The 24,098-nt window shown below is 63.9% G+C and carries 17 protein-coding genes; 8 read left to right on the plus strand and 9 right to left on the minus strand.

The window, feature by feature from the left end:
* Window positions 1-12 precede the first annotated feature (12 nt).
* Window positions 13-1,449 carry a M48 family metalloprotease gene (locus BUC40_RS11480; RefSeq protein ID WP_073265723.1) on the minus strand — a complete coding sequence of 479 codons (1,437 nt, stop codon included), beginning with the start codon at window positions 1,447-1,449 and terminating at the stop codon, window positions 13-15.
* A 108-nt stretch (window positions 1,450-1,557) separates the two neighbouring features.
* On the opposite strand from BUC40_RS11480, the gene BUC40_RS11485 reads away from it, so the two are divergent.
* Entirely contained in the window at window positions 1,558-1,809 is a 252-nt protein-coding gene (locus BUC40_RS11485) for a sulfurtransferase TusA family protein (RefSeq protein ID WP_073265725.1), read from the plus strand.
* 58 nt (window positions 1,810-1,867) lie between these two features.
* Here BUC40_RS11485 and BUC40_RS11490 read toward each other — a convergent pair whose 3' ends face one another.
* A complete protein-coding gene (locus BUC40_RS11490; RefSeq protein ID WP_073265727.1) occupies window positions 1,868-2,338 on the minus strand; it encodes a peroxiredoxin in 471 nt (156 codons plus the stop codon).
* Window positions 2,339-2,349: 11 nt separating this feature from the next.
* Complete coding sequence (locus tag BUC40_RS11495; protein ID WP_073265729.1) at window positions 2,350-2,907, minus strand: glycine cleavage system transcriptional repressor; 558 nt, start codon at window positions 2,905-2,907, stop codon at window positions 2,350-2,352.
* A 199-nt stretch (window positions 2,908-3,106) separates the two neighbouring features.
* Here BUC40_RS11495 and dapA point away from each other — a divergent pair, with 199 nt between their 5' ends.
* The 3 genes from dapA to BUC40_RS11510 all read left to right on the plus strand — a co-directional run bounded on the left by dapA (window position 3,107) and on the right by BUC40_RS11510 (window position 6,144).
* A complete protein-coding gene (dapA, locus tag BUC40_RS11500; RefSeq protein WP_073265731.1) occupies window positions 3,107-3,985 on the plus strand; it encodes a 4-hydroxy-tetrahydrodipicolinate synthase in 879 nt (292 codons plus the stop codon).
* Between the two features lie 17 nt (window positions 3,986-4,002).
* Entirely contained in the window at window positions 4,003-5,121 is a 1,119-nt protein-coding gene (gene bamC, locus BUC40_RS11505; RefSeq protein WP_073265733.1) for an outer membrane protein assembly factor BamC, read from the plus strand.
* Window positions 5,122-5,277: 156 nt separating this feature from the next.
* A complete protein-coding gene (locus BUC40_RS11510) occupies window positions 5,278-6,144 on the plus strand; it encodes a phosphoribosylaminoimidazolesuccinocarboxamide synthase (protein ID WP_073265735.1) in 867 nt (288 codons plus the stop codon).
* A gap of 148 nt (window positions 6,145-6,292) precedes the next feature.
* Here BUC40_RS11510 and BUC40_RS11515 read toward each other — a convergent pair whose 3' ends face one another.
* Genes BUC40_RS11515 through kdpA form a run of 5 tightly spaced genes read right to left on the minus strand, consistent with a single transcriptional unit; the run spans window position 6,293 to window position 14,041 of the window.
* Window positions 6,293-7,003 carry a response regulator transcription factor gene (locus BUC40_RS11515; RefSeq protein WP_073265737.1) on the minus strand — a complete coding sequence of 237 codons (711 nt, stop codon included), beginning with the start codon at window positions 7,001-7,003 and terminating at the stop codon, window positions 6,293-6,295.
* Window positions 6,993-9,665 (minus strand): sensor histidine kinase, encoded by a 2,673-nt coding sequence (locus tag BUC40_RS11520; RefSeq protein ID WP_073265739.1) that lies wholly within the window; start codon window positions 9,663-9,665, stop codon window positions 6,993-6,995. Before BUC40_RS11520 ends, BUC40_RS11515 begins: the two co-directional genes overlap by 11 nt.
* Before the next feature lie 5 nt (window positions 9,666-9,670).
* A complete protein-coding gene (gene kdpC, locus BUC40_RS11525; RefSeq protein WP_073265741.1) occupies window positions 9,671-10,264 on the minus strand; it encodes a potassium-transporting ATPase subunit KdpC in 594 nt (197 codons plus the stop codon).
* Between the two features lie 22 nt (window positions 10,265-10,286).
* Window positions 10,287-12,338: a potassium-transporting ATPase subunit KdpB gene (gene kdpB / locus BUC40_RS11530; protein WP_073265743.1), complete on the minus strand. Its 2,052-nt coding sequence runs from the start codon at window positions 12,336-12,338 to the stop codon at window positions 10,287-10,289.
* 11 nt (window positions 12,339-12,349) lie between these two features.
* Entirely contained in the window at window positions 12,350-14,041 is a 1,692-nt protein-coding gene (kdpA, locus tag BUC40_RS11535; RefSeq protein WP_073265745.1) for a potassium-transporting ATPase subunit KdpA, read from the minus strand.
* Between the two features lie 419 nt (window positions 14,042-14,460).
* Between kdpA and putA the strand changes: the two genes are divergently transcribed.
* The 3 genes from putA (at window position 14,461) to BUC40_RS11550 (ending at window position 19,617) form a co-directional block, all read left to right on the plus strand.
* Window positions 14,461-17,637: a bifunctional proline dehydrogenase/L-glutamate gamma-semialdehyde dehydrogenase PutA gene (gene putA / locus BUC40_RS11540; protein WP_073265747.1), complete on the plus strand. Its 3,177-nt coding sequence runs from the start codon at window positions 14,461-14,463 to the stop codon at window positions 17,635-17,637.
* 176 nt (window positions 17,638-17,813) lie between these two features.
* Window positions 17,814-19,304, plus strand: a complete 1,491-nt coding sequence (gene putP / locus BUC40_RS11545) for a sodium/proline symporter PutP (protein WP_073265749.1) — start codon at window positions 17,814-17,816, stop codon at window positions 19,302-19,304.
* Between the two features lie 100 nt (window positions 19,305-19,404).
* The gene (locus BUC40_RS11550; protein WP_073265751.1) at window positions 19,405-19,617 is read left to right on the plus strand and encodes a VF530 family protein; all 213 of its coding nucleotides are present in this window, start codon (window positions 19,405-19,407) and stop codon (window positions 19,615-19,617) included.
* Between the two features lie 145 nt (window positions 19,618-19,762).
* On the opposite strand, the gene BUC40_RS11555 is transcribed toward BUC40_RS11550, so the two are convergent.
* The gene (locus BUC40_RS11555; RefSeq protein WP_073265753.1) at window positions 19,763-22,873 is read right to left on the minus strand and encodes a transglycosylase domain-containing protein; all 3,111 of its coding nucleotides are present in this window, start codon (window positions 22,871-22,873) and stop codon (window positions 19,763-19,765) included.
* A gap of 168 nt (window positions 22,874-23,041) precedes the next feature.
* Here BUC40_RS11555 and BUC40_RS11560 point away from each other — a divergent pair, with 168 nt between their 5' ends.
* Window positions 23,042-23,863 carry an aldo/keto reductase gene (locus BUC40_RS11560; protein WP_073266227.1) on the plus strand — a complete coding sequence of 274 codons (822 nt, stop codon included), beginning with the start codon at window positions 23,042-23,044 and terminating at the stop codon, window positions 23,861-23,863.
* Window positions 23,864-24,098: the final 235 nt, after the last annotated feature.

Consider the following 24,098-nt stretch of genomic DNA (forward strand, 5'->3'; position numbering starts at 1 on the left):
CGCGCTGCGTCATTAACCGCGCAGCATTTCCTCGGTCATCCGCTTCTCTTCGATCAATTCCTTCTGGCGTGCATCAATGCGCGACGCCACCTGGAAGTTGTTGGCTGCGCGACGCTTGGCGAAGTCGAGTTGCTCGATCGCCTGATTGAAGTCGCCGACCAGTGCGAAGTATTCGGCACGGGCCTGGTGCAGGCCAATGGTATTGCCGCCCAGCCCGCGGACTTCCGCCACCTGATACCAGACATCCGGATCTTTCATGCGTCGTTTAAGCAGGTCGTTGAGCGCCTGTTCGGCGGCCGGAACCTTGCGCTGCTTGAGCAGCAGGTCGATTCGCGCCTGGTTTAGCGGATAATTGTTGGGGTACAGGTCGAGCATGCGGGTAACGCGTTGCTCGGTGGCGGGCAGGCGGTTTGCAGCCGAGTCCAGGCTGATCTGCGCCAGGTTGTAGATGATGTCGTTCGGCGCTTTCTGCAGCAGCGGCGCCAGCACATCACGTGCTTCGTCGAACTGGCTGCCTTTGATCAGGGCGATGGCTAGGCCGTAGCGCGCGGCATCCATGTCTGGGTTTTCATCGAGCTGAGCACGGAGGCGCTTGGCAGCAATGCCGGGCGTTTCTTCATAAGTCAGTTGCACGCGTGCGCGCATCAGCTGGTATCGCAGGCTGTCTTCGGTGCCGCCACCGGGAAATTGCTCGGCGCGGTTACGGGTATCGGCGATACGCGACTCGGAAACCGGATGAGTGAGCAGAAATTCCGGTGGCATGCGGTCGTAGCGATACTGGCGCATCAGGCGTTCGAACATGCTCGGCATCGAGCGTGGGTCGTAGCCGGCTTTCTCCAGGTTCACCAGGCCGATACGGTCGGCCTCCTGCTCGTTCTGGCGGGAAAAGCGGCGTTGTTCCTGAATTGCCGCCGCTTGTGTCGATGCGATAGCGGCGATGCCCGCGTCACCGGCGCCAGCAGCTGCGGCAACGATACCGGCGAGCATGGCGGCCATCACCGGCAATTGCATGCGCTGCTGGGCTTCCAGGCCTCGGGCGAAGTGGCGTTGCGACAAGTGAGCGAGTTCGTGGGCCAGTACCGAGGCGTATTCGCCTTCGGTCTGCGCGTAAAGGAACAGGCCGCCGTTGACGCCGATGATCCCGCCGGGGGCGGCGAAGGCGTTGATCTGCGGGCTGTTGAGTAATACGAACTCGAGGCGACGGTCCTGCACCTGGCTGGTCTCGGCCAGACGGTAGACGCTGCTTTCTACGAAGTCCTTGAGCTGCGGATCCGACAGTTGACTGACCTGACCACGGACGATGCTCAGCCAGGCGCGGCCCAACTGGTATTCCTGTTGCGGGGACACCATGGCGGAGCTGGCGTCGCCGAGGGAGGGCAGGTCGCTGGCCATGGCCGGTTGTGCCAGCAAGCAGGCGAGCGTCAGCAGGGTGGGGCGCAGAACATTCATGCACAAGGCTCTTGTTTGATCAGTGCGGTACTGTAGCTGGGCAGGCACTTGCCTGACCAGCGCCGACGGGCCTTGGGTTATGCTGTCGCCTGGAAAATGGAGGGTGTTATGAGTGATGTGTCGGGTTGGCAGGGTGAGCATCAGGCCCAGCTGGACGCCTGTGGGCTGAACTGCCCGCTGCCGCTGCTCAAGGCCAAGGTGGCGCTCAATGCGCTGGCCAGCGGTGAGGTGCTCAAGGTGTCGGCCACGGATGCCGGGTCGCAGCGCGACTTTCGTGCCTTTGCACGCCTGGCCGGGCACGAGTTGTTGCGCGAAGAAGTCGAGGGCGAGGTGTTTCGCTACTGGTTGCGCAAGGCGTGATGCGCGTGCAGCGCACTGAATGAAAAATGCCGCTCAAGAGCGGCATTTTTTATGTGTATCAGGCTTTGTTCAGCGCTTGTGCTGCGGCTAGCACTTCGTCGACATGGCCAGGCACTTTCACTCCCCGCCATTCCTGGCGCAGTACGCCAGCCTTGTCGATCAGGAAGGTGCTGCGGTCGATACCCAGGTATTCCTTTCCGTAGAGCTTCTTGAGCTTGATCACGTCGAACAGGCCGCAGACGCTTTCGTCCTTGTCAGAGATCAGCTCGAAGGGAAAGCCCTGCTTGGCCTTGAAGTTCTCGTGGGTCTTCAGGCTGTCGCGGGAAACACCGACGATCACCGTATTGGCGGCGGCGAACGCCTCGTTGGCATCACGAAACCCCTGGCCCTGAGTGGTGCAGCCTGGGGTGTTGTCCTTCGGGTAGAAATAGATCACCAGATGCTTGCCTTTGTAAGCCGCCAGGTTGAAGTCACCGCCCGTTGCCGGAGCGCTGAAATCGGGAACAGGGGAATCGATAGCGATGGCCATGGTTAGACTCCTTATGGATTCTGCGGGCGCCAGGGTTCGATCAGGGCATCCAGATTCAGCGCGTCGGCGAAGTCGAGGAACTGGTCGCGCAACCAGCTGATCTGGGTGCCGGCTGGCAGGGTGACGGTCAACGTGGCGTTGAGCATGGTGCCGCCGGTCTGCGGTGCCTGGTAGGTATCGCAGGTCAGGGCTTCCAGCTCGACACGGTGGTCGATGAAGAACTGGCACAGCTCGTTGAGGATGTCCGGGCGGTACACCGAGCTTACGTAGGCAACATAAGGCAGTGCCTGCGGGCGCACTTCCTGAGCGGCACTGCGGATCACGTTGGCGGTGAACTCGTGCTTCTTGGCCAGCGCCGGCAGGCCTGTCTCGAGGCGAGCCAGGGCATCCCAGTTTCCGGAGATCTGCAGCACCAGTGCGCTGAGCTCGCCGTGGCGGCTCAGGCGCGTGCTGATCACCGCGCAGCGGTTTTCATGGCTGGCTCGGCACAGCACGTTGGTCAGCTCCATGGCGTTGCTGCCAAGTGCGCTGATGACGAGAAATTGTTCGCGAACTGGGGGGGTGGACATGCAGCCTTCCTAAACGTTGAACGCTCGGCGCTATAGACAGCGCCAAACAAACTCGCAGGGTAGCGAAAAGCGCCCGCCAGGGGAATGACCAGATGCGGTCGGGCGCGCGTAATGCCAGCAATCACAGCCACTTGGTCGCTTGTGCAAGGCTGGTGGCGCCAGTACCATTACCGCTCTCTTTTTTGGCAGGAGCGGTTGCATGATTGCGGGCAGTATGGTGGCACTGGTCACGCCCATGGATGCACAGGGTAATCTCGATTGGGATGCCCTGAGCAAACTGGTGGACTTCCACCTGCAAGAGGGCACCCATGCCATCGTCGCGGTCGGCACTACCGGCGAGTCGGCGACGCTCGATGTCAACGAGCACATCGAAGTCATCCGCCGTGTGGTGGATCAGGTCGCCGGGCGCATCCCGGTCATCGCCGGCACTGGCGCAAACTCCACCCGTGAAGCGGTCGAGCTGACCCAGAACGCCAAGACTGCCGGTGCTGATGCCTGCCTGCTGGTCACGCCGTACTACAACCGGCCGACCCAGGAAGGCCTGTACCTGCACTTCCGCCATATCGCCGAAGCCGTGGCAATCCCGCAGATTCTCTATAACGTGCCGGGCCGTACCGCCTGCGACATGCTGCCGGAGACCGTCGAGCGCCTTTCCAAGGTCGACAACATCATCGGCATCAAGGAAGCCACTGGCGACCTGCAGCGTGCCCGTGACATCCTCGACCGCGTCAGCTCGAACTTTCACCTGTACTCCGGCGACGATCCGACTGCAGTCGAACTGATCCTGCTCGGCGGCAAAGGAAATATTTCGGTGACCGCCAACGTGGCGCCGCGGGCGATGAGCGATATGTGCTCGGCAGCCATGCGCGGCGAAGCGGCGATTGCCCGGGCCATCAACGACCGTATGATGCCCCTGCACAAAAACCTGTTCATCGAAGCCAATCCGATTCCGGTGAAGTGGGCCCTGAATGAAATGGGCATGATGGCCGACGGCATTCGCTTGCCGCTGACCTGGTTGAGCCCCCGTTGTCACGAACCGCTGCGTCAGGCCCTGCGCCAGTCCGGTGTATTGGTCTAATCGAGGAATTACGACGCATGAAGCGACTGGCCGGACTTTCCGCACTTGCTCTGATCATCACCAGCACAGGTGGCTGTGGCTGGATCTGGGGCGAAAATGGCTACTTCCGCGACCGCGGCAGTGACTACCTGACCGCACGGCAGACGGCGCCGATGAAGCTGCCAGCCGACGTCGAGGCCAAGCGCCTTGATCCTCTGTTGCCGGTTCCCCAGCAGATTCGCGACAGCGACGCCAAGGGCGAATACGAAGTGCCGCGTCCGCAGGCGCTCGCCGTCAGCGATAACGTCAGCGAATTCAGCATGCAGAACAGCGGCGACTCCAGCTGGCTGGTCGCCCAGCGCGTACCGGCTGAAGTCTGGCCAGGCGCGCGCCAGTTCTTCGAAGACGGCGGCTTCCGCATCGTCGACGAACGCCCGCAAACCGGCGAATTCAGCACCGACTGGCAGCGCTTCGATGCCCTGTCCAGCAGCATGCAGAGCCGCCTGACCGGCCGCGTCGGTGGCCTCGACAGCAACACTGAAACTCGTGTGCACGTGCGCCTCGAGCCAGGCGTGCAGCGCAATACCAGCGAAATCTTCGTGGTCACTGCGCAGCGTCCCGCTGGCAGCAGCACCGACGTACCGTTCACCGAACGTAGCGTCAATAAGACCCTCGACGCCGCACTGCTCGACGAACTGCAGGCGAGCCTGACCCGCAGCACAGAGCAGGGTGGTTCGGTTTCGCTGCTGGCCGGCCGCGACTTCGACGCACCGAACCGTGTAGCACTGTCCCAGGATGGCAACGGCAACCCGGTGCTGAACCTGAGCACCGACTTCGACCGCGCCTGGTCCGGGGTTGGCCGCTCGCTGCGTATGGCTGACCTGCGCGTCGACGACATCAACCGCACCCTGGGCGTCTACTACGTCAACCTGGCCGAAGGCCCGCAACGTAGCAACGAGAAGCCTGGCCTGTTCAAGCGCATGTTCGGCGGCTCGGAAGACAAAGAGGCCATCGAAGCACGCGCCGAGCGCTATCAGGTACGCCTGACTGCCGTGGGTGACACCGTGCAGGTGACCGTCGAGAAAGACATCAATACCGTGGCGCCGGCCGATGTGGCCCGCAAGGTGCTGGACATGATCCAGGAGAACCTCGGCTAGGCATTCCTGGCACGTGGTTGGCGATAGGCGAAACCTCATGGGGTTTCGCCTTTTCTTTTCACAGGCAGGGCGTTTCCCTGCCGACTTTCATAGCCGTGGATCGTCAGCCTTGACGCAGCGCGGCGCGACTTTCATGCGACAAGGCGGAATCTCGACATGACCACACCTTCCCTGAGCCTGAAAAAAATCTATTCGGGCAAAGTCCGCGACCTCTACGAGATCGACGACAAGCGCATGCTGATGGTCGCCACCGATCGCCTGTCGGCCTTCGACGTGATTCTCGAACAGCCGATTCCGGACAAGGGCAAGATTCTTACCGCCATCTCCAACTTCTGGTTCGACAAGCTCGCTCATGTGGTGCCCAACCACTTCACGGGTGACCGCGTCGAAGACGTGGTGCCGGCTGCCGAGCTGCCGCTGGTCGAGGGCCGCGCGGTGGTTGCCAAACGCCTCAAGCCGGTTGCTGTGGAAGCCATCGTGCGCGGCTATATCGTCGGTTCCGGCTGGAAGGAGTACCAGAAGAGCGGCACCGTGTGCGGCATTCAGCTGCCCGCTGGTTTGAAGGAAGCGGCTAAGCTGCCGCAACCGATCTTCACCCCGTCGACCAAGGCCGCCGTAGGCGACCATGATGAGAACATCAGCTTCGCCCAGTGCGAGGCGATCATTGGTACCGAACTGGCTGCCAAGGTGCGCGACACCTCCATTGCTCTGTACGTTGCGGCTGTGGAATACGCCGCCACCCGCGGCATCATCATCGCCGACACCAAGTTCGAATTCGGCCTCGATGAAAACGGCGCCCTGACCCTGATGGACGAAGTGCTGACGCCTGACTCCAGCCGCTTCTGGCCTGCCGACAGCTACGCCGAAGGCACCAACCCGCCGAGCTTCGACAAGCAGTTCGTGCGCAACTGGCTGGAGTCCACCGGCTGGAACAAGGAGCCACCGGCCCCGGCCGTGCCGGCTGATGTCGCCCAGAAGACCGCCGACAAGTACCGCGAAGCGTTGACGCGTCTGACTGCCTGAGGCCTCTCGCTGAGCGTTGACGTGTAGTGGCTGAGCAGGGCACGCCGTCCGGTCGGTCTGGCAGCTTGCGCGCTCGACCGCTACGCGCGCCGCTTTGAAGCCGTGATGAGGTCCAGGGTTCTGCCAGCATTAAAGGCCGCACGCCTGGTCAGAGTGCCTGCGAGATGAATCGCAAGCCCACTCCGGGCTCGGTCGCCAGCCAGCGCGGCGAGGCGGCGTTGTCCCCAAGGCGCTGGCGCAGTTTGCCGACCAGCACCCGTACGTAGTGCAGATCGTCGTCGTGCGCCTTGCCCCAGATCTCGCGCAAGATCTGCGGCTGTGTAACCACTCGGTCGCTGTTCTTCACCAGCAAGGCCAGCAGCGCATATTCCTTGCGCGCCAATTGCAGACGCTCGCCGCGCAGCAGCACATCCCGCCGGCCCAGGTCTATATGCAGCACGCCATCATCGTAGACAGTGGCCACACTTTTTTGTGTGTCGCTGTGACGCAGTAGCACGCGAATACGCGCCATCAGTTCGCGGGTGCCGAACGGCTTGGTCACGTAGTCGTTGGCTCCGGCGTCCAGGGCAGCCACCTTTTCCGTTTCGGCATCGCGCACCGTGAGCATGATGACGGGCACCGCGCTCCATTCGCGTAGCTGTTTCAGCACTTGATGACCGTCCATGTCCGGCAGGCCTATGTCCAGCAGGATCAGGTCGGCGTTGTCCTGTGCCAGGCTCTGCAGGCCTGAGTGGCCATCTTCCGCCTGACGGACTTCGTAGCCCTGGGCACGCAGGCTGATGTCGAGCAGCCGCCTGATCTGCGGCTCATCGTCGATGATCAGGATGCGTGTCTGGCTAGAGGAGGGTTCAATCGCCATCATCGATTGCCTTTAGTGGACTGTCCGGCTCGGTCAGCGGGATGCTCAGGCGGATCAGCGTACCTTGGTCGCCTTCGCCGGAGAAGGCGCTGACGCTGCCGCCGTGGGCGCCGATCATGCCCTGGGCGATGGTCAGCCCCAGGCCGGTTCCCTGCTTGCCGCAGTCACCGCGCTCGATGCTGTAGAACATATCGAAGATCCGCCCGCGCTCCTCTTCGGCGATACCCGGGCCGCGGTCCTGTACGTCCAGCTGCAGGTGGCCGTCGACCTGCCTGGCGAATACCTGGATGCTTGCGCCGGCCGGCGAGAACTTGGCGGCGTTCTCCAGCACGTTGAACAGGCTCTGCTCGACCAGCGCCGGGTGTACCCATAGCGGCGGCAAGTCGGCGTCCAGCTGCAGGTCGACCACCACCTGCGGGCGATAACGGCGCAGGCGGCCGGTCGCTGAGCCGACCAGCTCGTCGACGCCGATCCAGCTGCGCTGCAGGGTCAGGCCCTCGTGGCCCAGGCGCGTCATGTCCAGCAGGTTCTGGATGTAACGGTCGAGGCGCTCGCCCTCCTGCTGGATGGTCTGCAACAGGCTGAGGCGATCTTCCTCATTCATCGCTGCCGAATAGCTGATCAGGCTACCGGCCGAACCCATCATCGCGGCCAGTGGCGAGCGCAGGTCGTGGGAAACCGACGAGAGCAAGGCCGAGCGTAGGCGTTCGGTTTCATTGTTGACCCGCGCCGCTTCTAGCTCCGCCACCAGCGTGGTACGCAGCGCGGCCTGGGCGATGTCGGTACAGATAGCTTCGGCAAGGCGGCGGTTTTCGGTGCTCAGTTGCCGTTGCTCGGTGTTTTCCTGCAAACCGACGACGCCGATTGCCTGATCGTTACCCAACAGCGGTATGAACCACCAGGCAGCGCCGGCCAGGGTTTGCGTGTGGCGGCCAGCTGGTTGCCCGTGGCTCAAGGCCCAATCGGCAGCGGCCCTGTCCAACTGGGCGAGCTGCAAGCCGTGTGGGGAGATCTGAGAGGCGCCGACCTGCAACATGGCCGTCGCCCCGAAGGCGCGCTCCAGAGTGCTGCGCCCGGCCTGCAGCACCTGATCCAGATCGGCGGCGGCGCTCAGTTGCCGGCCCAGGTGCTGCAGCACCGAGGCCTGGTTGTTGGCGGCGCGCAAGGTCAGCACTTGCATGCGCAGTTGCGAGGCGAGCCGCCCGGCTACCAGCGCGGTGAGCAGGAACAGCACCACCGTGGTGATGCCCCAGGGCGCGGCGATGATCAGCGTGTAACGGGGCTCGATAAAGAAGAAGTTGTAGGCCAGAAAGCACAGGATGGCTGCCAGAATCGCCGCCGACATGCGGGTGCGCGCCGCCACCACGACCACGGCGACGATGAAGATCATCGACAGATCCGTCAGGCCGACCCACTGCTCTGCCAGCCATCCAAATCCCGTCGCCGCTAAGGCGCAGAGGCTGGCGTACAGCGCATCCCGATAGGACAGCCAGCGCGCTGGGGCAACAGGCCGCCAGCGGGCCCGCGCCTGAGCGCGCGCGTGCGGGGAACTGAGGATCACCAGCTCATAATGGGCGCCGTGCTGCAGCAGGCGCTGGGTCAGGGTGCGGTTGAACATGCGGGCGATGGGCCGCTCGCGGCTGCGCCCGACCACCAGGGTGGACACCCCATCATGGGCGGCATGGTCGAGCAGCGTGTCGGCGATGGCGTTGCCATGTAGCACCTGGGTATCGGCGCCCAGGTTGCGCGCCAGGGCGAAGGCGCGGTCCAGTTCGGCCTGCCTCTGAGGGGCGAGGCGCCCGGCGCGCTGCACGGTGACCACGCTCCAGGGCGCGTCGCGGCGTTCGGCAAGCCGCCGGCCAGCCCGCACCAGGTACTCCGAGTTGCCGCTGCCGTCGATGGCGATCAGCACCCGCCGGCGCAAGGCCAGCCCGCTGATGCCCTGGGCCGTCTGGGCTTCGCGCAGGTGGTCTTCGATATGGTCGGCCGCCGTCTGCATGGCCAGCTCGCGCAGCGCCGCCAGGTTGGGCGCCGCGAAGAAACGCTGCAGCGCCTGTTCGGCCATCTCCGGCAGGTAGATCTTGCCCTGGTGCAGCCGCTCGATCAGCTCGCCCGGCGGCAGGTCGACCAGGCGGATGTCGCGCAGCCGGTCGAGCACCGCATCGGGCACTGTCTCGCTGACCCGGATGCCGGTGATGCGGTGCACGATGTCGTTGAGGCTTTCCAGGTGCTGGATGTTCACCGTACTGTAGACGTCGATGCCCTTGTCCAGCAGTTCCAGAACGTCCTGCCAGCGCCGTTCGTGGCGGCTGCCGGGTGCGTTGCGATGGGCCAGTTCGTCGACCAGCACGATACGGGGCTGGCGCTGCACGATGGCATCCAGGTCCATCTCGTCCAGCCGGTGGCCCTGGTACTCGATCTGCCGACGCGGGATTAGCTCATGGCCGTCGATCAGCGCCGCCGTTTCACTGCGCCCATGGGTTTCCACCACGCCGATCACCAGGTCGACGCCTTGCCGACCCAGCTCCCGGGCGCGGGACAGCATGGCGTAGGTCTTGCCCACGCCAGGCGCCGCGCCGAGAAACAGGGTCAGGTGGCCGCTGTCCTGGCGGCGTAGCTCACCGGCCAGGGCATCGGCGCGTGCTTCACGGTTTTCCTGCATACCGGCTACCTGTTGTGGGCTTCGTCGAGTGCCAGGTTGAGCAACAGCACATTGACCCTGGGCTCACCGAACAGCCCCCATTGCTGGCCCTCGGTGTAGGCACCCACCAGGGTTTGCACCTCGCCTGGCGACATGCCGCGCTCGCGCGCCACTCGGGCGACCTGGATCTGCGCCGCTTCCGGGCTGATGTGCGGATCGATGCCGCCGCCGGACTGGGTGAGCAGATCGCCCGGTACGGCGCCCAGCTCGACGCCTTCCCGGGCAGCAATGGCGGCTCGCTGCTCGTCGATGCGTTGGCGCAGCGCCGGGTTGCTGCGCGCCTGGTTGCTGCCGGCCATGGCCATCGGATCATAGCTGGCGGCCGAGGCTCGTGCCTGGAAATAGCCGGGGCTGGTGAAGGGCTGCGCCACCCATTCGGAACCGATGACGGTACCGTTGCCCTCGATGAGGTTGCCGTTCGCCTGCTCGGGAAACAGGCCGTTGCCGATGCCGGTGGCGAGCAGCGAATAGCTCAGGCCGAAGCCCAGCAGGCTGATCAGCGCCAGGACGCAGGCCGGACGCAGCAGATTGCCCTGGGGCATAGTCGTTTGGTTGGTCATCTCGTTCACCCAATGTAGTCGTCTATACGCCGATGGTTGCCGACAGCAGCATGTCGATCAGTTTGATGGCCGGAAACGGCAGCAACACCCCACCGATGCCGTAGACCAGCATGTTGCGGCGCAGCAGCGCCGTGGCATTGGCGGCGCGCACGCGCACACCGCGCATGGCCAGCGGAATCAACAGCGGAATGATCAGCGCATTGAAGATCAGCGCCGACAGCACCGCATTGGTCGGGCTGGACAGCTGCATCAGGTTGAGCCCGGCCAGGGCCGGAATCGCCCCGGCGAACAGCGCTGGCAGGATGGCGAAATACTTGGACACGTCGTTGGCCAGCGAAAAGGTGGTCAGCGCGCCGCGGGTGATCAATTGCTGCTTGCCCACCTCCACCACGGCCAGCAGCTTGGCCGGATCGGAATCCAGGTCGACCATGTTGCCTGCCTCCTTGGCGGCCTGGGTGCCGGAGTTCATGGCCAGGCCGACATCCGCCTGAGCCAGCGCCGGCGCGTCGTTGGTGCCGTCGCCGACCATGGCCACCAGGTGGCCGCGCTCCTGCTCCTGGCGAATGCGCGCCAGCTTGTCTTCCGGGCGGGCCTCGGCAATGTAGTCATCGACGCCCGCCTCGGCAGCGATGGCCGCCGCGGTCAGCGGGTTGTCGCCGGTGATCATCACGGTGCGAATACCCATGGCGCGCAGCTTGGCGAACTTCTCCCTGATGCCGTGCTTGACCACGTCGCTGAGCTCGATCACGCCCAGCACCTGGCGCCCATCAGCGACCACCAGCGGTGTGGCACCCTTGCGCGCGACCTGATCGACCAGTTCCTGCAGTTGCGGCGGCACCGAGCCGGACACCGCCAGCACACGGCGGCGAATGGCATCGATGGCGCCCTTACGGATCACCCGACCGTCGACCATATCGAGGCCGGACAGGCGAGTCTGGGCGCTGAAGGGAATGAAGGTGGCGTCCTTCGGCGCTTCAGCGTTGACGCCGTTTTGCCGCGCCAGCTTGACGATGGATTTGCCTTCCGGGGTCGGGTCGGCCAGCGACGACAGCAGCGCGGCTTCCTGCAGACGCCCAAGCTGCATGCCCGGCAGCGCATGGAACTGCGTGGCCTGGCGGTCGCCGTGGGTGATGGTCCCGGTCTTGTCGAGCAGCAGCACGTCGACGTCGCCGGCGACCTCCACAGCCTTGCCGGACTTGGCCAGCAGGTTGGCGGACAGCGCGCGGTTCATGCCGGCGATGCCGATGGCCGGCAACAGGCCGCCGATGGTGGTCGGGATCAGGCACACCAAGAGTGCGATCAGCAGCAGCGGATCGATCCTGATGCCGACGGAGGCGGCGATGGCGGGCAGCGTGATGACCACGATCAGAAAGGTCAGGGTCATGGTGGTCAGCAGCAGGCCCAGGGCGATTTCGTTGGGCGTCTTCTGCCGGTTGGCGCCTTCGACCAGGGCGATCATGCGGTCCAGGAAGCTGTCGCCCGGCTGGGCGGTGACCTCGACGATGATCTGGTCGGACAGCACCTTGGTGCCGCCGATCACCCCGGAGCGGTCGGTGCCAGCCTCACGCAGCACCGGCGCGGATTCACCGGTAACCGCCGACTCGTTGATGCTCGCCAGCCCCTCGATGATCTCGCCATCGGCGGGAATGATCTCGCCCTGCGTAACGATCACCAGATCGCCCGGGCGCAGTTCGCTGGCGGCGATGCGCTGCGGCGCACCGCGCTCGCTCAGGCTCTTCAGGCGAAGGGCGACCAGATCCTTGCGGGCCTTGCGCAGCGAATCGGCCTGGCCGCGCCCGCGGGCCTCGGCTACCGCCTCGGCGAAGTTGGCGAACAGCACCGTGACCAGCAGCAGCAAGGTTACGCTCCAGCCAATGGCGGGCGTGCTCTTGCCCATCAGGGTCAGCACGGCGCACAGCAGCGTGCCGGCCCAGACCACGGCCATCACCGGGTTCCTGAACGCGTTATTCGGAGCGAGCTTAGCGAAGGCGGCCAGCGCGGCGCCCTTCATGCCAGCGCTGTCGAGCAGCGCCGGGCGTTTGGCCGCAGCGGAATGTTGGGTTATCTGAGTCATGTAAATCAGCCTCAACGGGTGATGAACTGCAGGTGGTCGGCCACGGGCCCCAGTACCAGCACGGGCATGAATTGCAGCAGGGTGAGGATGGCGATGATGGCCATCAGTGTGAGCGCGAAGGTCGGCGTCTCGATCTGCAGGGTGCCCGGGCCTTCCGGCGTCACCCGTTTGCGCGCCAGCATCGCGGCGATGATCAGCGGCAGGATCAGCGCCGGGTAGCGGCCGAGAATCAGCGCCACCACGCAAGTGAGGTTCCACCAGTAGGTGGCATCGCCCAGCCCCTCGAAACCCGAACCGTTGTTGGCGAAGGCCGAGGTGTACTCGTAGAGCACCTGGCTGATCGCATGGGCGCCGGGGTTGGAGTTGCTGGCCAGATCCGGCAGTAGCAGCGTGAGCGCGGTGAAGCCAAGAACCACCAGCGGCTGCAACAGGATCAGCACGGCCAGGCACTTCACTTCCGGCGCCTCGATCTTGCGGCCCAGCAGTTCAGGCGTACGGCCGGTCATCAGGCCTGCCAGGAACACGCTCAGCAGCAGGTACACGAGAAACTGCTGCAGGCCACAGCCCACGCCGCCCCAGATCGCGTTCACCAGCATGTTGGCGATGGTTACCATGCCGGTCAGCGGCGCCAGGGAATCATGCATGGCGTTGACCGAGCCGTTGCTGGTCTGGGTGGTCAGCGCTGCCCAGAGCGCCGAGGCGTCGGCGCCGAAGCGTACTTCCTTGCCTTCCAGCAAGGCACTGTCGCTGCTGGTCGCCGAATGCCCCTCGGACCACAGCGCGATACCAGCCGACATCAGCGACATGCTCAGCATGCAGCCGAAGATAAGGGCGCTGAGCTTGGCTCGGCCGGTCAGGCTGCCGACCATGAACACCACGCTGATCGGCAGCAGAATGATGGCCAGCGTCTCCAGCAGGTTGCTCAGCGGCGTCGGATTCTCCAGCGGCGCGGCGCTATTGGGGCCGTACCAGCCACCACCGTTGGTACCCAACTGCTTGGTCGCGACCATGGCGGCGACCGGGCCGAGCGGGATCTTCTGCTCGCTCATCTGCGCGGCGCCATCCAGCGGTTTCGCCAGCGGCCCGCCATCCAGGGTGGCCGGCACCCCTTGCCAGGTCAGCAATACCGAAAGTACCAGGCACAGCGGCAGGAACAGGCGCACCGTCGGGCGGATAAGGTCAGCCCAGAAGTTGCCAACATCGGCAGCCTCATCCTTGCCAACCTGCCGGCGCCCGCCAAACAGGCCACGCAGCGTCGCCACCACCAGCGCCAGGCCCATCATCGGGGTGATCACCTGCAGGCCGACGATGGCGCTCATTTGCGCCAGGTAGGAAAGCTGCGCCTGCCCGGAATAATGCTGCTGGTTGGTGTTGGTGAGAAATGAAACGGCGGTGTGCAGCGCCAGATCCCAGCGCATATTGGGCACCGCGTTGGGGTTGAGCGGCAGCCACTGCTGGGTCATCAGCATCAGCCAGACCAGCAGGCCGAGAATCAGGTTGCTCAGCAGAAAGGCGCCGGCGTAGGTCTTCCAGCCCATGCCATGAGCGGGGTTTACACCGAGCAGTCGATACAGCGGGCGCTCCACCCACGCAAACAGCCGATCCCCGCGCATCGGCGCACCGCGCATAACGGCCGCCAGGTAGCTACCCAGTGGCCATGCCAGCGCAATGGCCAAGCCAAAAACGAAGAGAAATTCAGTCATGATCCGTGCCTGCGATGCCGAAATGGCGACGAAAGCATTGTTGGATCGATGCCCGTAAAGTCTCCATTCAGCTCTGTCGGCAAGGCATAAAATAAACGTAAAAATCGCCCAAGCCTGCTTTCTCTGGGCAGTGAGGCGTTCACGCCTGGCCATCCGCAACAACGGTTTTTACCCTTTGCTCGCTTGCCAGGAACTGGCCTCAGCGGTGCGGGCAAGCAGCCAATACGCGGCCGTGGCCGTTTACCTGTGGTCTGGAGGTTTTCGCAAAAACTCCAGAGGTTTTCGCAAGAAACCGAAGTCCATCTGCCTCTAAATTCCGCCATCCGCTTCTGCAAGCCTGTGATCGCCAGATCCTCGTATCTGGGCTAGACCCAAAGCAGGGGTACCCCATACATAATCCCTACAAGAGGATGGGCGTGATGTTCAAAGCCAGCCAGGTCTTGCAGCCGGAGTTCCTGTCGCGAATCTGCGCAGAAAAGTCCGCCGATTTTTTCCCCGCCATCAGTGCCAACTACAACGTTGACGAAGCCGCATACCTCGAGGAGCTGCTGCAGCTGGCCGACCCTGGCGCTGCGGGCATCGACAGCATTCGTCAGCAGGCGCGCAGCCTGATTCAAGATGTGCGTGGTCGCGACAATGCGGTCGACACCCTAGATGCGCTGCTGCGCCAGTACAGCCTGGATACCCAGGAAGGCCTGATGCTGATGTGCCTGGCCGAAGCGCTGCTGCGCGTGCCAGATGCCGCCACTGCCGATGCGCTGATCCGCGACAAGCTCAGCGCCGCCGAGTGGGAGCGGCACTTGGGCAAGAGCGACAACGTGCTGGTCAACTTCGCGGCCTGGGGCCTGGTGATGACCGGCAAGGTGGTCGACCCGCAAGCCGCGGACGGGCGCCCGAAGAAGGTGCTCGGCCGCCTGATCCAGCGCTCCGGCGAACCGGTGATTCGCGCGGCGATGAACCAGGCCATGAAGCTCATGGGCAAGCAGTTCGTGCTCGGCCGCACCATCAGCGAAGCGCTGAAGAACGGTCGCCCGGAGCGCGAGAAGGGCTACACCTATTCCTTCGACATGCTTGGCGAAGCGGCGCTGACCGCCGAAGACGCCGAGAAATACATGGCCGACTACCGCAAGGCCATCGACACCGTCGGCGCCGAGCCGCAGGTCGGCCCAGGCCCGAAGCCGTCGATCTCGATCAAGCTGTCCGCGCTGCACCCGCGTTATGAAACGGCCCAGCGCGAGCGCGTGCTCAGCGAGCTGTTCGCCAACGTGCGCGAGCTGGCCATCCGCGCCCGCAAGCTCAATGTCGGTATCTCGGTGGACGCCGAAGAGGCGGATCGCCTTGAGCTGTCTCTGGAGCTGTACGAGAAACTGCTGCGTGACCCGGCCGTGGCAGGCTGGGGCGAGTTCGGTCTGGTCATCCAGGCCTACTCCAAGCGCTGTCTGCCGGTACTGGTGTGGCTGACCCTGCTGGGCAAAGAACTCGGTGAGAAGATGCCGCTGCGCCTGGTCAAGGGCGCCTACTGGGACAGCGAGATCAAGCAGTGCCAAGTATGGGGCCTCGACGGCTACCCGGTGTTCACCCGCAAGGAAGGCACAGATACCTCCTATCTGGCCTGCGCGCGCTACCTGCTCAGCGACTTCACCCGCGGCGTCATCTACCCGCAGTTCGCCAGCCACAACGCCCACACCGTCAGCTGCATCCTGGCTATGGCCGCCGAGCAGTCTTCGCCGCGCGAGTTCGAGTTCCAGCGCCTGCACGGCATGGGCGATGCGCTGTACGACACCGTGCTGGAGAAGCACCGCAAGACCGTGCGCATCTACGCACCGGTCGGCGCCCACAAGGACCTGCTGCCGTACCTGGTGCGGCGCCTGCTGGAGAACGGCGCCAACTCGTCGTTCGTGCACCAGCTGGTCGACCCGAGCGTGCCGGTCGAGTCGCTGATCGATCACCCGGTCACCCAGCTGCGTAAGTTCGCCAGCCTCGCCAATAACAAAATCCCGCTGCCGCCTGCGCTGTACGGGGCCACCCGGAAAAACTCCCAGGGCATCAACATGAACATCCAGAAATCGCTGACCGAACTCGAAAATGCCTACCGGCCACAACTGGATCGCCAGTGGCAGGCCGCGCCGGTGATCAACGGCCAGACCCTGAGCGGCACCGCCCAGGAGGTTCGTTGCCCCTTTGATCTGAACAAGCGGGTCGGCACCGCCCAGTTCGCCACCGCCGCCCAGGCCGCCCAGGCGCTGGATGGCCTGAGCGCTGCCTGGCCGAGCTGGAATGCCACCACCATCGACGCCCGTGCCAGCGTGCTCGAGCGCCTTGCTGACCTGCTGGAGAAACATCGCCCCGAACTCATGGCACTGTGCACCGTGGAAGCCGGCAAATCCATGCAGGACGGTATCGACGAAGTGCGCGAGGCGGTGGACTTCTGCCGTTACTACGCCCAGCAGGCACGCTTGAAATTGGGCCGTGAAGAACTCAAGGGCCCGACCGGCGAGCGCAACGAGCTGTTCCATGAAGGCCGCGGCATCTTCGTCTGCGTGAGCCCGTGGAACTTCCCGCTGGCCATCTACCTCGGCCAGATCAGCGCCGCGCTGGTGGCCGGCAACGTGGTGCTGGCCAAGCCGGCCGAGCAGACTAGCCTGATTGCCGCCCGCGCCCTGGAACTGATGTTCGAAGCCGGCCTGCCTAAGGACGTGATCGCCTTTCTGCCGGGTGACGGCGCGACCCTGGGCGGGGTGTTTTGCCGTGACCCGCGTGTCGCTGGCGTGTGCTTCACCGGTTCCACTGATACCGCCCGCATCATCAACCGCCAGCTGGCTGAGAAGGACGGCATGATCGCCACCCTGATCGCCGAGACCGGTGGCCAGAATGCGATGATCGTCGACTCCACCGCGCTGCCCGAGCAGGTGGTCAAGGATGCCGTCGGTTCGGCTTTCACCAGTGCCGGCCAGCGTTGTTCGGCCCTGCGCGTGCTGTACGTGCAGCGCGATATTGCCGACCGGGTGATCGATCTGCTCAAAGGCGCCATGGCCGAACTGAAGATCGGCCCGACTCACCTGCGTGAAAACGATATTGGCCCGGTGATCGATGCCGAGGCCCGCGAAGGCCTGCTGGCGCACATCAACCAGCTCAAGGGCGAGGGCAAGCTGATTGCCGAAGCCTCGTTGCGTGCTGATCTGAACGGTCACTTCATCGCCCCGGTAGCCTTCGAGATCGGCGGCATTCACGAACTCAAGAAGGAGCAGTTCGGCCCGGTGCTACACGTGGTGCGCTACGACGCCGGCGACCTGGAGAAGGTCGTGGCTGCGATCAACGCCACCGGCTATGGATTGACCCTTGGCATTCACAGCCGAAACGAGGAAACTGCCGCCCGCATCGAAGCCCTGGCGCGTGTCGGCAACCTGTACGTGAACCGCAACCAGATCGGTGCGGTGGTCGGCGTACAGCCGTTCGGCGGCTGCGGCCTGTCCGGCACCGGCCCGAAAGCCGGTGGCCCGAGCTACCTTTTGCGCTTCGTCAACGAGCGCACCACCTCGGTGAACACCACGGCGGTGGGCGGTAATGCCTCACTGCTGTCGCTGGGCGACGAGTAACAGACAACGGGTGGGAGTCGATGAGATTTCTGCCCGTTTTGCTATTGGGGGCCTTTGCCCCGAATCGGTAACGCCACCATAAGAGTGGCGTACCTGGAGCACGACCGTAGTCGTGATGTGCCAACTGGATCGGTAATCCCGGTTCGAATAAAAACAAACGAGAGGGGCATTCCCCAATGACTGCAAGTACTCCCATGCTGGTCACCTTCGTGGTCTATATCCTGGCCATGGTGCTGATTGGTTTCATTGCCTACCGTGCGACCAAGAACTTCTCCGACTACATCCTCGGCGGCCGCAGTCTCGGCAGTTTCGTCACTGCGCTGTCCGCCGGTGCCTCGGACATGAGCGGCTGGCTGCTGATGGGCCTGCCGGGCGCCATTTTCATCGCCGGTATCTCGGAAAGTTGGATCGCCATTGGCCTGATCCTCGGTGCCTGGCTGAACTGGCTATTCGTGGCTGGCCGCCTGCGTGTGCACACCGAGCACAACAACAATGCGCTGACCCTGCCGGACTTCTTCACCCACCGTTTCGAAGACAACAGCAAGCTGCTGCGCATCTTCTCGGCGCTGGTGATCCTGGTGTTCTTCACCATCTATTGCGCCTCGGGCGTGGTGGCAGGTGCGCGTCTGTTCGAATCCACCTTCGGCCTGAGCTACGACACGGCGCTTTGGGTCGGTGCGGCGGCGACCATCCTCTATGTATTTGTAGGCGGCTTCCTTGCCGTGAGCTGGACTGACACCGTGCAGGCAACGCTGATGATTTTCGCGCTGCTGATCACCCCGGTATTCGTCATCCTCGCTCTTGGCGATTTCGATGCTGCCATGGTGACCATCGAGCAGGCCAATCCGGCCAATTTCGACATGTTCCGCGGCCTGTCCTTCGTTGCCATCATCTCGTTGCTGGCCTGGGGGCTGGGCTATTTCGGCCAGCCGCACATTCTGGTGCGCTTCATGGCTGCTGATTCGGTGAAGTCGATTCCGGCTGCCCGCCGCATCGGTATGACCTGGATGATCCTCAGCCTGGGTGGTGCGGTAGCCGTTGGGTTCTTCGGTATCGCCTACTTCGCCAACAACCCGGCGCTGGCCGGCCCGGTTACCGAGAATAGCGAACGCGTGTTCATCGAGTTAACCAAGATTCTCTTCAATCCCTGGGTTGCCGGCCTGATCCTGTCTGCCATCCTGGCGGCGGTGATGAGCACCCTGAGCTGTCAGCTGCTGGTGTCCTCCAGTGCCCTGACCGAAGACTTCTACAAGGCATTCCTGCGCAAGGATGCCAGTCAGACCGAACTGGTCTGGGTCGGTCGTGGCATGGTGCTGTTGATCGCGTTGGTGGCCATCGGTATTGCCTCCAATCCGGATAGCAAAGTGCTGGGCCTGGTGTCTTACGCGTGGGCCGGTTTCGGTGCGGCCTTCGGTCCGGTGGTGATTCTTTCGCTGGTCTGGAAAGGCATGACCCGTAACGGCGCGTTGGCCGGTATGGTGGTCGGTGCGGTAACCGTGGTGGTGTGGAAGAACTTCATCGGGCTGGGTCTGTACGAAATCATCCCAGGCTTCATTCTCGCTACCCTGGCCATCGTGGTGTTCAGCAAGATCGGTCGCCCGGCAACGCCGACCATGGTCAAGCGCTTCGACGAGGCCGAGAAGGAGTACCAGGACGCGCATCTCTGATCGTACCTGCGTAGGCTGTTGAACAAAGGCCCGGACATTGTCCGGGCCTTTTCGTTGGTGCCTGCTGGTAAGCTTGCCGCCCAGCCATCAGGAGCCCGCCATGACCCCATCCAAAGACCCGCTGCACGGTATCACTTTGCAGGCCATTCTTACCGAGCTGGTAGAGCACTATGGCTGGGACGGCCTGGCCCAACGCATAGATATCCGCTGCTTCAAGAGCGACCCGAGCATCAAGTCGAGCCTGACCTTCCTGCGCAAAACGCCGTGGGCACGGGAGAAGGTGGAGGCGTTGTATCTGAGGCAGAAGCGCTAGGGTTCGTTGGCAATAGCGCCAGGCGTGAACAAGGCACAAGCGGGCATCGTTGCTGTACCTGTGGAAACGGGCCATGCCCGTGACTTTTTCGCGGGCATGGCCCGCTCCCACAGGTGTGTGTCGACCTATTCTTTTACATCAGGCTCTAGTGCATCACCTGCGCCATCTGTTGCTGCGGTGGCGGCGCACATTGCGTGCGGGTGCCGGTTTGCAGGTAGGGCGCCAGGATCGGTTGCATACCCTTGAGTACCTGCACCGGCAGAGCCGAGGTGAAGCGGAAGTTCTCGGCGGCGCGGCCGGGTACGAACGCGGTGAGGGTGCCGAAGTGATCGGGGCCGAGAAAGAATACGAAGGTTGCGGTGCGGTTCTGTACCCGCGAGCTGATCACTTGGCCGCCGCGACCGACGCTGGTCATGCGGTTGTCGCCGGTGCCGGTCTTGCCGCCGAGGATCAGTGGGCTGCCGTCGGCCAGGGTAAAGGCGCCCTGCAAGCGCCGCGCGGTACCGCCATCCACTACCTGTGATAAGGCCTCGCGCAGCGCTACGGCGACCTCCGGGGCCATCACCCGTTTGCCCGATTCGAGCACGTGTCCCAGGCGTGTTTCATAAGGCGTTCCGCCCGCGAAGTGCAGGCTGTCGATACGCACTGTGGGCAGGCGAATACCGTCGTTCTGGATGATACCGATCAGCTCGGCCAGGGCAGCAGGGCGGTCGCCCGAGCTGCCCAAGGCGGTGGCCAAGGACGGTACCAGGTACTCGAACGGGTAGCCGAGGTTCTGCCAACGCTGGTGAATATCCAAGAAGGCTTCGACCTCCAGCATGATGCGAATGCGGCTATCTCGGGCGCTCTTGTGGCGGCTCTTGAACAGCCAGCCGTAGACCTCCTGGCGCTGCTCGGCGCTGGCGGTCACCGCGTCGGTGAACGAGGTCTGCGGGTGGTCGATCAGGTATTTCAGCAGCCACAGCTCCAGCGGATGTACGCGGGCGATATAGCCTTGGTCCGGCAGGTTGAAGGCGCCAGGGCCATAGCGCCGGTAGAGCTCGTCGATACGCTTGTCGCTGATCCGCACGCCCGGCAGATGAGCCTTGATGAAGTTGCCAAAGGTGGCCTGATCGACCTCGGGCATCAGGTAGCGGTGCACCGCCGCCAGGCGCGTGTCGGTCAGGCGCAGGCCGCCGATAAAGGTGTCCAGGCGTTCCTGGGCGGACTGGCCCTGATACTTGCGCCAGAAGCGCAACATGAAGGTGGTGCCCTCGCGGTCGGCGAAGCGGCTCAGGTATTCCTGGCGTCGTGGATCCTTATCATCCTTGAGCAGCTCGGCGCTGTTGCCTGGCGCTTGGTAGGTGCTATAGCGCACCAGGTCGCGCATCAGGCGCACGAAGGGCAGGTTGATCGATTCGCGCAGCGACTCACGCAGGGTGGGCAGCCTGCCGTCGTCCTCGCGTCGGAAGTTGCCAAAGGTATGTAAGCCGCCGCCGGTAAAGAAGCGCTCCGCTGGGCTGGCCGAATAGCGACGTTCCAGGGCGGCGTCGAGCATGCTGGCCAGGTCGGCGCCCGGATTGCGCAGCAGGTAGTCGACGGCCCAGCGACTGAGCAGATCCTGATCGGCGATGTCCTGGCCGCGCAGTTGCGCGGGGCTCATGCCGGCCAGCCGGCCATGCAGCTCGGCGATCACCTCTAGGTAGGTCGCCATCACCCGTAGCTTGGCGGTAGAGCCCAGTTCCAGTTTGCTGCTCTCGTTGATATCGAAGGGCTGGTGGGTATTGTCGGTCTGCACGCGCACCTGATTGCCGTTCGGCGTGCGCTCTAGGAGGGTGAAGCTGTAGCTAACGTCGCCAGTCTTGTTCGGCGACAGAAGGCGGTCGCCGAACAGGCCCACGCTTTCGGCAAACGCAGGGTCGGCGAGCTGCTCCAGATAGAGGCTGACCTGCTGCTGCAGATCCGAATTGAGGCTGGAGCGAGCCTCCAGATCGAGCCTGTCGAGCTCGTAGTAGGAGACGTTTAGCAGCCCGGCCAGCCGCGCCCTCGCCATGCTGATGCCTTTGTCGCTGTCGATGCGTTGCAGGTTGGGATCGGTCTGCCAGTCGCGGTATTTCACCTGCTGGGCCAGCGCTGAATCGCGTAACTTCGCATCCAGCACGCCGCCATCGGCGAGCAGGCGCAGGTGACTGTCGACCAGCGCAGCCAGCTCTGCACGCCCCTGGGACAAATAGTACGAAGGCCGACGTTGGGCGATCATCAGCGACAGCACCTGGCGCAGTGCTATGCCTCGTTCGGCCAGGTTGGCATCGCTGGCATTGGCGGGATCGAGCAGGCGGTTGGTGGTGATGAAGTCGGCGCCGTACCAGATGCGCAGGCCGTCGGCCAGGCCATGCACCTCGCCGTGGCCTGGTGCGGCCGAGAGCGGCACGCTGTTGAGGTAGTCGCGCACGATGTTCTGCCGGGCTTCGAGGGTCTTTGGCCCCCCCTGATAAGCACGTACGCTGGCGGACACCATCTGCCGCAGCTTCTCGGCCGGTGCGTGGGTGATGCCGTCCGGCGAGTGGCGGTACTTCTCCAGTTGGGTGGCCAGAGTGCTGCCGCCAGCGGACTGATCCTGCATGCCAGCGTACTTGCCGACCTGAGACAGCGCCGCCATCACGAAGCGCGGCCAGTCCACCGCCGGGTTGGCTTCGGCGGGTTCTGCGGCCAGCAATTGGCGGTCCTCGATGAACAGCAGGCTGCCGATCACCAATGGCGGAATGGCGGCGAAACTGGTGTACCGCTGGCGCGGGTTGCGCATGGTGTAGAAGGGCGTACCGCGGCAATCCTCGATGTTCACACCGGTTTGCGCTTTCTCGGCGAAAGGCGGGAAGAAGCCGCGTTCGGCGTAGTCGGTCAGCGCGGGCGAGAAGCGGCTTTGCTGCAGCACCTCGAAGCCGCGACTTTGCAGGCGTTCGATGAAAGTCGGCAGGCGGCTGTAGCCCTGGCGCTGATCGAAGGGGCCGTTGCCGGGGTAGACGATGGCGTCGCTGGGGCCGTCTTCTAGCGCGAACGTCAGCGTGGCGGCATAGCGGCTCAGTTCACTGGATTGGAAGTGGGCGGTGCGCAGCTCAAAGACCACAAGCCCCGTGATACCTATGAGCCCGAGCAACAGCGTCGAGCCAACCAGCCAGCGCACGCGATGCTTGCCGGGCTGGGGTTTGCGCGGCACCGCGGTCGCGACTTTGTGTTCGCGGACAGGCGGTGCGGAGTCGGATCGCCATAGTGCGCCCATCGTTAATTGGCCCTGGCTTGTCCTGTCCCCACAGCGTAGCCGCTCAAGCGCGCGCTGTCCGAGCGATCGGTCAAAAAAAGCCAGTCTTTACATACGCCTATGTTTGGATCATGGGCCTGAACCTGGGCTATATGGGCAGGTCAGGATGCAATCACAGGAGGAAGCATGATGCGCACACTCGAATTGGCCGGCGTTCAGGTGCCGGTGATAGGCCAGGGTACCTGGCGCATGGGTGAAAACCGCGATCGGCGCAAAGGCGAAGTCGCCGCGCTACGCGAAGGCATCGAGCGCGGTTTGTGCTTGATCGACACTGCTGAGATGTACGGCGAAGGCGGCGCAGAAGAGGTCGTCGGCGAAGCGATGGCCGGCAAGCGCGATCAGGTGTTTCTGGTCAGCAAGGTCTACCCGCACAACGCCAGCCGCACGGACGTCGCCGCGGCCTGTGAACGCAGCCTCAGGCGCCTGGGCACCGAGCATATCGATCTCTATCTGCTGCACTGGCGTGGCCAGCACCCGTTGGACGAAACGGTCGAAGCCTTCGAGCGCCTGCGTGAGCAAGGCAAGATCGGCCGCTGGGGCGTGTCCAATTTCGATCTGGATGATCTGCAAGAACTCGTCGAGCCGGCCTGTGCGACCAATCAGGTGCTCTACAACCCCGAGGAACGTGGTGTGGAGTTCGAGCTGTTGCCATGGCAGCAGCGCCAGAACATGCCGTTGATGGCCTACTGTCCGCTGGGGCAGGGCGGTGCGTTACTGGCGGATGCAGCGCTGCAACGCGTCGCGCAGCGGCACGGCGTGACCACCGCCCAGGTCGCCCTGGCCTGGGCGCTACGCCAGCCCAATGTGCTGGTGATCCCCAAGGCCAGTGACCCCCGGCACCTGGCCGAAAACGCCGCGGCCGCCGAGCTGCAGCTCAGCGCTGACGACCTGCAGATGATCGACAGCGCCTACCCGGCGCCGACGCGCAAGCAGCGGTTGCAGATGGTGTAAGGGATTTTTTCTGAAGAGGGGCTGAGCTAGATAGGCTAGGAAAGCGCGCCAGAGAGCCGTGGGGTGATTCAGTGGGAGCGCGCCATGCGCGCGGCGGCTTCGCGGGCATGGCCCGCTCCCACAAGGCTATTTAGGCGCAGCCAGTCAAAGAATCCAAGGTGAGGCTTATCGCCATTTGATGGGTTGCACCCATCCTACATTTTGTAGGATGGGGCGGGCCGCGTAGATAAAACCC

It is taken from the genome of Phytopseudomonas punonensis, from assembly GCF_900142655.1.
In the GTDB taxonomy this organism is placed as follows: domain Bacteria; phylum Pseudomonadota; class Gammaproteobacteria; order Pseudomonadales; family Pseudomonadaceae; genus Aquipseudomonas; species Aquipseudomonas punonensis.